Origin of the sequence: Acinetobacter sp. CIP 64.2 (assembly GCF_000369645.1) — a bacterium.
In the GTDB taxonomy this organism is placed as follows: domain Bacteria; phylum Pseudomonadota; class Gammaproteobacteria; order Pseudomonadales; family Moraxellaceae; genus Acinetobacter.
This window is the reverse complement of sequence record NZ_KB850122.1, coordinates 347,690-360,176: the sequence shown is the minus strand read 5'-3', so window position 1 is coordinate 360,176 and position 12,487 is coordinate 347,690. Positions and strand designations below refer to the sequence as shown.

General features: G+C 40.8%; 11 protein-coding genes. 2 read left to right on the top strand and 9 right to left on the bottom strand.

The annotated features are described in order from the left end of the window. Positions 1 to 8 precede the first annotated feature (8 nt). The 7 genes from F895_RS09395 to ybaK form a co-directional block, all read right to left on the bottom strand. The gene (locus tag F895_RS09395) at positions 9 to 1,259 is read right to left on the bottom strand and encodes an MFS transporter (RefSeq protein WP_005241385.1); all 1,251 of its coding nucleotides are present in this window, start codon (positions 1,257 to 1,259) and stop codon (positions 9 to 11) included. Next, entirely contained in the window at positions 1,256 to 1,627 is a 372-nt protein-coding gene (locus tag F895_RS09400; protein WP_005241383.1) for a hypothetical protein, read from the bottom strand. Before F895_RS09400 ends, F895_RS09395 begins: the two co-directional genes overlap by 4 nt. Continuing rightward, positions 1,624 to 2,262 carry an acinetoferrin biosynthesis acetyltransferase AcbD gene (acbD, locus tag F895_RS09405; protein WP_005241381.1) on the bottom strand — a complete coding sequence of 213 codons (639 nt, stop codon included), beginning with the start codon at positions 2,260 to 2,262 and terminating at the stop codon, positions 1,624 to 1,626. The genes F895_RS09400 and acbD overlap by 4 nt, the downstream gene beginning before the upstream one ends. Before the next feature lie 30 nt (positions 2,263 to 2,292). Continuing rightward, a complete protein-coding gene (locus F895_RS09410) occupies positions 2,293 to 4,110 on the bottom strand; it encodes an IucA/IucC family protein (protein ID WP_005241379.1) in 1,818 nt (605 codons plus the stop codon). Further along, the gene (locus F895_RS09415) at positions 4,107 to 5,588 is read right to left on the bottom strand and encodes a lysine N(6)-hydroxylase/L-ornithine N(5)-oxygenase family protein (RefSeq protein WP_005241377.1); all 1,482 of its coding nucleotides are present in this window, start codon (positions 5,586 to 5,588) and stop codon (positions 4,107 to 4,109) included. The genes F895_RS09410 and F895_RS09415 overlap by 4 nt, the downstream gene beginning before the upstream one ends. Then, on the bottom strand, positions 5,581 to 7,365 hold the full coding sequence (locus tag F895_RS09420) for an IucA/IucC family protein (protein ID WP_005241370.1): 1,785 nt from the start codon (positions 7,363 to 7,365) through the stop codon (positions 5,581 to 5,583). Before F895_RS09420 ends, F895_RS09415 begins: the two co-directional genes overlap by 8 nt. 334 nt (positions 7,366 to 7,699) lie before the next feature. Continuing rightward, positions 7,700 to 8,167, bottom strand: a complete 468-nt coding sequence (gene ybaK, locus F895_RS09425) for a Cys-tRNA(Pro) deacylase (RefSeq protein ID WP_005241368.1) — start codon at positions 8,165 to 8,167, stop codon at positions 7,700 to 7,702. A gap of 165 nt (positions 8,168 to 8,332) precedes the next feature. On the opposite strand from ybaK, the gene F895_RS09430 reads away from it, so the two are divergent. Together F895_RS09430 and F895_RS09435 are read left to right on the top strand one after the other, a co-directional pair. Next, positions 8,333 to 8,638, top strand: coding sequence for a hypothetical protein (locus tag F895_RS09430; protein ID WP_005241366.1), 306 nt, complete (start codon positions 8,333 to 8,335; stop codon positions 8,636 to 8,638). A gap of 194 nt (positions 8,639 to 8,832) precedes the next feature. After that, positions 8,833 to 10,209 (top strand): ABC1 kinase family protein, encoded by a 1,377-nt coding sequence (locus F895_RS09435; RefSeq protein WP_005241363.1) that lies wholly within the window; start codon positions 8,833 to 8,835, stop codon positions 10,207 to 10,209. A 119-nt stretch (positions 10,210 to 10,328) separates the two neighbouring features. Here the strand turns inward: F895_RS09435 and F895_RS09440 are convergent, their stop codons facing one another. Together F895_RS09440 and pobA are read right to left on the bottom strand one after the other, a co-directional pair. Further along, positions 10,329 to 11,057: an alpha/beta fold hydrolase gene (locus tag F895_RS09440; RefSeq protein ID WP_005241361.1), complete on the bottom strand. Its 729-nt coding sequence runs from the start codon at positions 11,055 to 11,057 to the stop codon at positions 10,329 to 10,331. A 111-nt stretch (positions 11,058 to 11,168) separates the two neighbouring features. Then, complete coding sequence (gene pobA / locus F895_RS09445) at positions 11,169 to 12,353, bottom strand: 4-hydroxybenzoate 3-monooxygenase (RefSeq protein WP_005241360.1); 1,185 nt, start codon at positions 12,351 to 12,353, stop codon at positions 11,169 to 11,171. Between the last annotated feature and the right edge of the window lie 134 nt (positions 12,354 to 12,487).

Genomic DNA, 12,487 nt, shown 5'->3' with positions numbered 1-12,487 from the left:
GATTTCCCCTAGGTGAGTTGTTCCGTTTGTTTTGCTTTGTGGATTAACACTTGGCTGAGCAAGACGCTCAAGACAGATGCTGCCGCTAAAATGAGATAAAAATTTCCATAGCCAAAAGCTTTGGCCAAGAAGCCTGACATTGCACCACCAATGAAATAAACCAGCAGCTCAAAACAGACCAAAATGGTAAAATCGGTTCCTGCCTGTTCTTTGGAGCTGGTATGCATGAAATGGGCGTATAAAGCTGTCATGGCGATATAGCGGATTGCCAGAATAACGACAACGAATAGTCCCAATAACATATGCCACTGGTTAAACCAGCTGAGTAAAACGGCTAGGCCAAGTAAGGCATAAACCAGACTGCGTGCCCAACCAGCCCAAATCAGTAATTGTGTTGCTGCTATTTTTTTTAATAGGAAAGCGGCTGTCACTGCGGCCAATAAACCAATGCCCGCACCAATCACAGACATCAATACACCAATCTCTGCCAAAGACCATTTTTGATCGATCAACATCGGGTTTAGCATGGCCATTGCAGGCGCTTCGACAATGCGATAACACACAATCAACGCCAAAGCCCATAATATTTCTGGACGTTTAAATGCTCGGATCAGACTCGGTGGCTGCTTGGCAATTTTTTCTGTATTTGAATTTTCTTTGATTAGAAAAATTGCAATCATGGTCAATGCCGTCATCGCAGCTAAACACATCAGTGCGGTTTGCCAACCATATAATTGATATAGCCATAAAGTTGCAGCCCCACCAATCATACTGCCGAGCGCCACACCAATACTTTGCGCCATACTGCCTAATCGGTATTCGGACTCGGAGAAGGTTTCAACGGTATAGCCATCAATCGCAATATCCTGGGTTGCAGCAAAGGTTGAAATCCATAAACCGACAATGACAAAGATACTTAGACCATAATCAAATTGCGTCAAAGCCAAGGCAACGACACCCAAGACCAAGGCGATCTGGGTGAATAAAAGCCAAGTTTTACGTTTACCCAGCGCTTTAAAATAAAAGCGATCAATTAACGGTGCCCAAAAAAACTTAAATGCCCACGGGATATACAGTAGCGACAACATCCCAATCCAGCGTAAATCGACGCCCTGATGGCGTAAAATCGCAGGTAAGGCGACATTGTAAAAATATAGTGGTAACGCATGTGCAAGATAGAGCACAACAACAACAGATAGACTCAGTGCTGAAACTGTTTTTATTGGAAAATCCTGATCATGTTTTAATGGTTGGTTCATAAATACCTCTGCATGGCCCATTGCATGGCAGCGGTTTTTTCTAAACTAACAAAATAAGGAATATGCCAAGCTTTTTGTAAAGCTGGTGTGTCCAGTCGAATGCGATCTGCTTCATCTTGGGCAATTCGGGCAAGTCCTAAGCAATATTGGTAAAAATCTTGTTTATATTGCTTGTACCACTTGCCCTGAATTTCGCGATATTCTTCGGGAAATTCAGTGTTTGGTTCGGTTTGCATAATCAGCACAAAACTTCTTTTTTGCTCGAAATATTGCTGAATATGCGTTAACCATTGTTCAAATTCTGTCACTGAGACATGCGCTGCAAAGCACATGTCCAAGATGTGTACCTCATTGATGGATAAGCTCATGTAACACTCAAGGTTTTGGCTGGCTGATCAGCGAGCTGTTGTTGTGAAGTTTGGTAAAATTCACCAAACTTGTTATAAAAAGTTTCTCTAAAGCAGTAATACAACATCGCCGTTTTTTCTGGCATCGGAATTAAACGCTGGCTTTCATAGCAAAGCTCTGCAACAACTGCGGCATAAGGCTTAACCGTATGATCTGGTTCACCCACGATTTTTTTCGCTTGCGAATGTTCAAAAATATAAAAACTCAGTAAACGAATGGTTGGGCGTAAGAAACCTTTACCAAATACGGATTTATCACCAAATAGCAAATGCCAGCCGAGATCATTGTCATCACCGTCGTAATAACGACCTAAACGATCACGCTTACCTTCATAAATCTCGGTATAGCCCACATCTTTGCCATCTACCCCCACAATCAATAAACGTTGATGGTCATCTGCCAGCATTTTGTCGAAGTAAACCTGTAGATCTAACTCTGATTTATTTAATTGCCATTGTGGAATAACATGCGGCTCATGCATCCACTGATGCAGCAAAGGAATATCTTGTGGATATTGCACTTGGCGTAAGTAGTACTGTGTTCCATCTTCGTGGTATTCAAAATAATCGGGTAATTGCTGAGAAATAGTTTTCATATCGAACCTTTATAAAATTTAGAAGAAGACTTAACCCGCTTTCGACTCAGCTTGCTGAGTTGACCAGTCTGCCAATGTTTCAGGGCTGACTGGGTTCGGGATTGGATCAAGGAATACAGGCACTGGACGCTCTGCTTCATCGTTATAACTGGTGGTAAACAGGCGCACACGGTTCAAACAAATTTTGGTGTAGGTTGGGCGCAACATGGCAAATTTTTCAGCACGTTCAGCCAGCTCTGGATGTTGTTGGTTAAACGCAACAATGGTGTTGGAAATGGTCTGCCAGAAATCAAGTTCGGTGTATTCAGGATAATCTTGCAAGAACACATTACAGATATAGCGGTAATGCACCATGAACAGACCTGTGAAAATGAAATGGCTTAAATCGGTAGCTTCATGGCGTAATAACAGATCGCCTTCGGTTGGCAATTGAGTCAGTTCAGGAAAATCTTCATCCACTAAATTAATGTCATCAATAAAGTCTTTTAAGACCAATGCTTTCGGCACGCCATTTTCATGTACCAACATAGTATTTTCACCATGCGGTGAAAAAGCTAAGCCATAGCGATACAGACACAGTAATAACGGGCTTAAACACACTTGGGCAAACTGCGCCAACCATGTCAAAGGACTTAGACCTGATGCTTGAATCAGTACGCTCAGGATTGATTGACCTGAAATATCTCGGTGTAATAACGCTGCTTGAGAAAGCACTTGTTGTGATGGGTCAACGTAGCGATCGATACTTTCACGCCATAAGCAACCAAACAATTCTTTAAATTGATAAGGTACGCCGTCAATTCGGTCAAAACAGGGTTGATGAATCGTTAAAGTTGCAATTTCACCCAAGAAAATCACGCCAGTTTTTTGTAGGTCTTGATCTTGTTGATGGATCTGTTTTAACCATCCCGTCACAGCTGGGGCTGCAAGATTCCGTTTTGATGGGAGTCCACGATAAACAGCGGTATTGAAAATACTCACTGGCAGCTTAATGTAATGACGTTGTAAGTTTGATGTGTTGCATAATGTACGAATCGACTGCATTGGCACATAGCTGTCTTGACTAATATTCAGCTCAATGATTTTCTGATCAACGATCTCATTGGCGTAGGTTGGAACCAACCATTGATGCCATTGCCATGCATGTACTGGAATCAAAAAATAATTTTGAGGGTCCAGATTTTTTTCTTTTAAGATATTGATGAATTGCTGCAGTTCATCGGCATCAAACTCATGCTGATATAAACCATAGGCATCCCATTGTTCAGTGCTGCGATACTCTGCTAAATCGCGATGCACCGCCAACCAGAGTACTTTCACTTCCGGTGAAAGTTCAGGTGCCGAGGTCAGATAATCATCATAACCAAAGCCCATGCGTCCCTTACTCATAATCAGCCATGGATGGCCTCGTAACATGCCTTCAACTTTATAATGCGCTTCAGTTAGCACCGCGGTGCTTGGTAGGCGTGCTTCATTAAATAGATGTGCTTCTGCCAACCAAGTATTATTCATTTCCTTAATCAAATAGGCTTTGGTGAAAGGCTTTACATTGGAACTGTCGGCCATTGCGACAATAAACTCATGTAAATTCCAAGCGAGCTGATCACTCTGCTGACCAGTCGTTACATCACGTACCGAGCCTTCCTGAATATTCCAATGCCCTAACAAATATTGATGGCCTTGAAACTCATACTGACGATTACCTAGATCTAACTGATAACGTCCTGCTGATAAGGCTTTCACTTCAATAATTTCTTCATATAGAAACTCTGCAATCGCCATTTCAATGAGACGCTGCCCAGCAGCACGCCATTGCTGCTGATTAATTTTTAAAGTTGCAAAGTTCATATCAATTTCTCATAAGTTGAATGTACAGAAGCACTCTGTGCCCGTGTATTTGTACAGCGACTAGTTGAATGTGCCGTAATCGTGCTCTGTTCTGTTTTCTTTAAAATGGGATGGTTTTGATCGACCTTTTTGTCAGGAAAACCTACTTCTGAAGCTACGTTGTCATCAGCCATTTGGATTTTAGGATTTTGACTAATTGCAAAATGCTGGAAGGTCTGTGCCTGCTGACCAAGATCATAAACTTGGCTTTCAGCCAATTGGTTAATAATCGTGGCTGCACGAAAAGCACCAAGACCCAGATCTGGCGTGCCGACACCATGACTATGCATTTCTTGATTCTGGACAAAGATATGACCATTCAGACGGTGTACGATTCGATAATCTGCGGTAATTTGCCAACGCTGTTTATGGTCAAATTCGATATAAGGTTTCAGCAACTGCATAAATCCAAAATCAGGGCTAAAGTAACCCGTTGCCGCAACGAGGAAATCACAATCAAGATGGAAGGTCTGTGCCGTCGCGCGGTGTTGGAAATGCAGTCGGATTTTTTGTGTATCCAACACTTCTGCATCTTTCAGATCACATTGGCTATGTAAATGTGTCTGTAAGCTTTTTCCTGCAATACTGCGGTGATACAGTTTTTGATAGATTTCGCGGATAGTTTTTGCACTAATCCCTTTATATAACAGTGCTTGTTGCTGTAACTGCTGTTGTTTTTGTTGCGCTGGCAAATCATAAAAATGCTGCGCATAGTCTGGGCTAAAGTACTCCAATCCTAATGGCGCATACTCCATCGGGAAGAAACCTTGTGAACGGGTCAACCAGTGCAGATCAAACTGATGATTCGCTTCATCTTGTTGTTGATCAAACAAATCAATAAAGACTTCTGCAGCAGATTGTCCAGAACCTAATACGACCACATCCCCATGCAAATCCGCATCAGCATGCGTCATATATTGAGCGGAATGGAGACATTGTTGCGGCCGTTGTTGCTGAACTTTTGCCAAGCATTCAGGTAGATAAGGAACATTTCCACTGCCAATCACCAAATGACGGCATAAATAACTGTGCTGAACGCCTTCCGATTCTACAACTACTTTAAAACCAATGGTTTGAGGTTCGATCTCCAGAACGCGAGATTGATATTCGATACAATCCAGTTGCTCTGCCACCCATTGGCAATAGTGGTTATATTCACAACGTGGAATATGGGGTTGTTCTAAAAAGTAAAATTTATATAACCGCTGCTGATGGCGCAGATAATTCAAAAAGCTGAATGGGCTGGTTGGATCAACCATCGACACCAAATCAGCCATAAATGGAACCTGCAATACGGTATTCGGTAATTGCATTCCTGCGTGCCAGTCAAACTGTGGTTTCTGCTCGAAAAATACATAATTTAAAGAGCTTTTATTTTGTAGCAGACTAGCCAGACTTAAATTAAATGGCCCTAGGCCAATTCCAATAAAATCAAGCATAACTGACATCCTTCTGTGAAATACGCAGCGGATTTGGCAGTTGCACATACACCGATTGGTTTTCGACAGGTGCGATGAGCTCATCTAACTCATGCAAGCGTGTCAGTAAATTGCCTTTATACGGTAAAGTCGAATTGAACAGTAATCCCTGTAACAAGGTACTATCAGGATATTGCTGTAATTGCTCTTGTAAGAAAGCTGTGAGGTGTTCCAGTAATTCATCTTCAGTGATATAACCTGTAGCGCCAATCGCATTGATAATGCCAAACAAGGTATTACCAAAGAAATAGTAGCTAAAACGTTCATCGACAAAATCTTTCGGACCCACTGCAAAGGCTTTTTCTTTCAGTTCAGGCAATGCTTGCAGAATTTCAGTTGCAAATTCTTCGATATAGTAAAAACCTTGGTTATCACGCAGCCATAAAGTTTTTGGGAAATGATTTTCTAATTCCAACAATACATTCTGCTGATGTGATTCAAAGGCCATGCCATAGCGATGATATACATACATCAGCGGTTGCAAACTGACCTCAAGGAAACGATTAAACCAATCCAAAGCAATTTCAGAGAAATCGGTTTCAAGGTGTGTTTTGGCAATTTTTGCGAATAAAGCATTAAAACGGTTTAAAGGCTTATCTGGATGATCCTGACATAAGGATGCGATACAGGTGACTTGCTGTTGCGGATGAAATGGCTGATCACGGAAAATACAAATACTTTCATTTACCACTTCATCATTAATTTTTAATGCAATCCATGCAGGGTCATTCACCGCTTTCAAACTTGGACACTGCTTTAAGATATTTTGACCAAACTCGCTATGCCAAAGACGATAAGTCAGTTCACCACGATGGCATTCTTTAGCTAAATTGACGCGAATAGAATTGGTGATCATCACTGAAAGTGACGGCTTCACCATCCACGGTGCATTAAAACTCGCCAGTGTTCGGATTGAAGTGGTTGGAGAAAATTGCCAGCCACGTAAACCTAAATCAATGAGTTGTCCTGTTTGTTTCAGTCGCTCAAACCACGGTTTACTTTGTAAATAACGAGCTTGCCATGGATGCAGTGGAAGCAGCTTATATTCGGTATGGGTTTTTAGCAGGTTGATATCATTTTCAGACAGGTACCACTGCAACGCCGTTTTTAATTGCGCTGAAATGCTGTCATCAGTGGCGCTGCCTTCGGAAATATAATCTTGGTGCACCAGCCAATAATGCAGTTGAGTCTTGCCTTTATGCTCAGGTGAAAACTTTAACCAATCTTCATGCACAAAACCGGTTCTACTTTTTGGTGCTGGGTGCATGCTATGCCCTAGAATCAGTGCTTGTTCTGTTTCAATAAAGTTTTGACCCGCTTTGACAAGGTCATCGAAATCAGCTTCGCGTTGTAGCAAAAACTGTTCAAGTGCATCACGGCTTTGAATCCACTTCTCAAGCAAGGAAGCGGCATCCAATGGCACAGATGATTCAAAAACCAGTTCTTCAAGCAATAACCCGACGATTGCAACAGAACTGAATGTCTTAACTTGTCCATGCATCGTGATTTGAGGAAGATCTGCTACACGGTGTCGCCCGACTCGACTGACATAAGATAAAGGAAAATTACAGTGTGCTTGAATAGAGTGAATAGGAATGGATAACAGCGTCAAACCTTGGCTAAACGCTCGTTGTTGTGGACTTTGCTGACTGTTATCTAGCAAGTGACCTTTGCCAGTTTCTTGCGTATATGCGTTGACGAAATGTTGCATCGCCAACCGATTGGCAAGTGATTGCATCTGACGGTTTCCTCTTTCAAGAGAGTTAATTTGTTTTTCGAAATGTTTTAGGCCTGAAACACGTCTTAATCGCAAGGGAGTTTATGATTAAGATTGAGCTAATGATAATTATTATTATTTATAATTTCAATTCAGATTCAACTTTGCAAAAATATCGCTCAAGCTATTGAATTAAATCTTTTTAATTTAGAATTTAGCGCAAAAAAGATACAAAAAGATAATAATAATTCTCATTAAATAAAATGATAATTTTTGTATTGGCAATAGTTTTTACAGATTTAAATTTATCTATAAATAACAATGAATTAAAATAATATTTCCTATAATGTTTATTTTATTCGTCTAAAACATCAAAAAAGCTTGCGCCTAACAATGTGGCTAAAACTTGCGGATCCAAACCAATGTCTAGTCCCCTTTTACCGCCGCTGACATAAATTTTATCGAACGATTTTGCTGTTGCATCAATAACGGTTTTCAAGCGTTTCTTTTGCCCAAGTGGACTAATTCCCCCGACCAAATACCCCGTTAAACGCTCTGCATCTTTAGGGTTTGCCATTTGTAGTTTTTTACATCCAACTGCTGTCGCCACTTTTTTTAGATTGAGTTGGTGGTTTACAGGCAAAATCGCAATAAAATAATTTTTTTCGTCAGTTACCATCAATGTTTTGAAAACTTCTTCTACCTTCAAGTTAAGCTTTTCAGCAGCTTCTAGTCCGAAGCTTTTGGCATTGGCATCATGTTCATATTCGTGAATAGAAAATGGTATTTTATTTTTTTCCAACAGTTTACAAGCAGGTGTCATAACGATTCAGTATTTTTGTTTAAGCTTACTAGTTATATAAGTGTAGCATTTTTAAATAAAGGATGAAATTTACTTAGGCTATTTTCGATATCAATCTGTGCTTGATAAATGCATGAGCAACCTCATATAGTGGCTAAAGGTGAAATAAACAGGCTCAATAGTTCTATGAGTTATAAGCATAATAATTTGATGGCAATGCGCCAAAATTATTGGGATGATGAGTCATCCAGCACAGTACAGGCGGAAAAACAATTTCTCAGAAAAATGCTGATTGAAGAAGGAATTTTCAAAGATGCAACTTTAGACGACACCAAGTACTTTTTCTTCACGCTGCCCAGTATTATTATTGTTAAGGCTTACGCGGTTGGCTTTCACCATAGTCAAGTCAAGCAGATGTTAGTGAAACATATTCATAACCATCGGGCAGCTTTAATGCAAAAGTCTTCACTAAAGATTCAGTTCAAAATTTAGGACAAATGTATAGTAATGACGAAGTAAATGTGAAATATTTACTTAGGCTCTTTAAAAATAGATGCCTTATTGCACAAATTTAGACTGATAATTCAAGAGATTGAACTATTTTAATACGTTCAAAAGCTGTAATATCCGCTACAATTCAAGTCTCGGCTTTCAACCCTCCGATTTCAGCATAGGATTTTTCTTTCATGTCAGATCAGAACGATAAGCTTAAGAATCTAAAAACCTCGTCGGTGGATCGTCGCTTATCTATTGCAAAAGCTTCTTTACTTGCTGGAACACGTTGGGCAACTGCAAGTGCAACTTCCCTCTTTTCCAGTGAGGAAGAAAAAGAGAAGAAACGTAAAAAAGCCATGGCTGAGCAAGCACATTATTTAGTTTCTGAAATTGGCAAACTCAAAGGTTCAATCGTAAAGATCGGACAAATGATGGCGTTGTATGGTGAACATTTCTTACCTGAAGAAATCACACAAGCTTTAAATACTCTCAACAACCAGACCGTCGCCTTAGCTTGGCCTGCGATCAAAGCACATCTACAAGATCAACTGGGCTCAAAACTTGACGAGCTTACGATTGATCATGAGCCGATTGGAACAGCATCACTTGCTCAAGTCCACCGAGCTACCCGTAAGTCAGATGGTTTAGAATTGGTACTTAAAATTCAGTATCCGGGTGTTGCTGAAGCCATCGATTCTGATATGAATCTGTTTAAGAACATGCTCAAACTGACACGGATGGTGCCGCAAACCCGCGAATTTGATCAATGGTTTGATGAAGTCCGTGAGATGATGCATCGCGAAGTTGATTATGGTATTGAAGCGGCGACTACTCGTCGTTTTGCTGAGCGACTGAAAGATGATCCTCGTTACGCTGTGCCTCAAATTGTAGATGAGTTCTGTGCTGAAAAAGTGCTGTGCATGACCTTTGAACGCGGTGTCCCAGTTAATAGTCCTGTTATGCTTTCGCTGCCACAAGAACGCCGTAACCTGTTGGGTGAAGCCTCTTTAGAAATCGCGGTGCGCGAACTATTTGAATGGGGTGAAATGCAAACCGACCCGAACTTTGGTAACTACTTGGTTCGTTTAGGTAATGGTAGTGATGTTAAAGATAAAATTGTATTACTCGACTTTGGTGCCATTCGCCAATTCGATAACAATTTACTGACTGTTGCCCGTAATCTGATTCATGCGGGTTACGATCATGATAAAAATGCAATGATCAAAGCCATGACTGGTTATGAATTCTTTGATAGCATGCCAGACAGTGTTAAGCCTGGCATGGCCGACGTATTCTTGATTGCAACAGAGGCATTTAGTTGCCCGAGCAACAATCCAGATATGCCTGCAGGCATAATGGATGAGCAAGATCGTTATGACTGGAAAAAAAGCCAATTGCATAACCGTGTGATGCAACAGGCGGGACAATCGATGGCTTCACGCTATTTCTCGGTTCCACCAAAAGAGTTTATGTTCATTAGCCGTAAGTTTATTGGCGCGTATACATTTATGACGGTGATTGAAGCAAAGACCAATGTACGCAAAATGATTCCGCAATTTGCCGAATAAATTGCTCAATCGAGTATAAAAAAGCTGTTCAATTCTCTGAACAGCTTTTTTTATAAATCCAGAGCTTGAACACTCGAAGACAATGAATTCTGAGTCTTGAGTAATCTTTTCTGTAAAACTCAATCACGTGCTGCAATCATAATCGCCTTAGCAAAACCAGTAGGATCAGTAAATAAAGTTTCATGTCCCCCGTCCGCCTCTATATAACGAAATAAACCTAAGCGCTCAGACAAACGTGGATGCCAGGATAAACTCTGTGGCAGTGCCGTATCTTGTTTGCAATTCAGATATGATTTTGCAATTTCCATCTCCGCAATAGGTTTTGACAGTACAATAGGATCACTAAAACAACGATAGGGTTGTGGCGTTAATAATTCATACGCAGATTTAGCAAGCACTTCATCTGCATCATTCATAAAGCATTCACGCCAAACAGAAAATGGTAAAGAGACTGCATGATTATTAGCCTCAGCCATTTGATCGAACAAAGCTTTATATTTTGCTGGGGCCATATCATTCAGACATTCATTTGGAAATGGTACGAAGGCATTTGCATATACTACTCGACGAATCCGCAGTGGAATACGATCAATAACCGCAGAGATCACCATACCCGCATAACTATGCCCCACCAAGCGAATATTATTTAAATCATACTGCTCTATATATTGAATCAGTGAGTTAATGGCATCTTCTAAACCAATTTGACTACAATCTTCATTGGAGCGATTACCTGCCAAGGTTGGACAATGAACAATATGACCTTGAGAACGGAGATATTCAGCCGTTGGTTCCATTAAGGCGCCGTTGTGCCATGCACCGTGTACGATAATATAAGTATCAACCATGATCAATCTCTCTATTTCCCTATGTAAGTGGATCAACACGTCACATATCATCTTGTTTAAATTTTGAAAATCGTTATCAATGCAATGTGCTAAAAGTATTTGAATTACGATTTAGGCGTGTATAGGCAATCCGACATAATTCTCTGCCAAAGTCGTCTTTCCCGCAGTAGAGCCAAGAATATAACTCAGTTCAGCTTGTTTAATTTTGTGATCAAACTCAGTTTCTGTTTCAAAGCGATGCAATAAGTGTGTCATCCACCAAGAAAAACGCTCTGCCTTCCAAACCCGTTGCAGACATTTTTCTGAATATTCCTGAATGCCCTGATCTGAACCTTCGACATAATATTGAATCAATGCATTGGAAAGATAAGCAATATCCGAAGCTGCAAGATTCAGTCCTTTTGCCCCTGTTGGTGGGACGATATGCGCTGCATCGCCCGCTAAAAACAACTTGCCAAATTGCATGGGTTCTGTCACAAAACTGCGTAGCGGTGCAATACTTTTTTCGATTGACGGCCCTGTCACCAATTTCTCTCGGCTTTCAGGGTCAAGACGACTTTTCAATTCCTGCCAAAATTTTTCATCTGACCAGTCTTCAACTCGATCATTAAGTGGCACTTGCAAGTAATAACGACTCCGTATTTCTGAACGCATACTACATAAGGCAAAACCCCGTTCTGACTGGACATAAATCAATTCATCCGCAACGGGAGGCACATCGGCTAACACGCCTAACCAGCCAAATGGATACACTTTTTCATAGGTCTTGATTTTCTCCTTAGGCACACTGGCTCGGCATATTCCATGATATCCATCACAACCTGCAATGAAATCACATTCGATCTGGATGGTTTTACCTTGGTATTCAAATTGTACTTTAGGTGTTTGATAAAAATTGCTGACCTGTACATCTTGTGCTTCATAAAATGATTTAAGATGTGCAGTTTGACGGGCGGCCATTAAATCTTTGGTCACTTCGGTTTGACCATATACTGTGACTTGCTTTCCACCAGTCAATGCGGATAAATCGACTCGATGTTTTTGTCCATTAGTGAGTATTTCAATGCCTGAATGCGGCAATCCTTTCTCTTTTAGATGTTGATCGACACCAGCCTGCTTAAGTAAATCAACCGATACTTGTTCTAAAATGCCAGCACGTATCCGAGAAGCGACATAATCTGCACTGCGCTGCTCCACGATAATATGCTCAATACCAGCTTGGTATAGGAGCTGTCCGAGTAACAATCCGGCTGGACCAGCACCAATAATTGCGACCTGTGTTGTTAAAATATCCATGACATCTTCCTTGTGATCTCCTGTTTTTTAACTTACTGCTTTTAAGTTTTGTATACGATCTATCCAAGTCGAAAAGAACCGTTTATCATTTCATTTGTCCGAATAGCGGACAAAACATCATAAGAACAGGAATG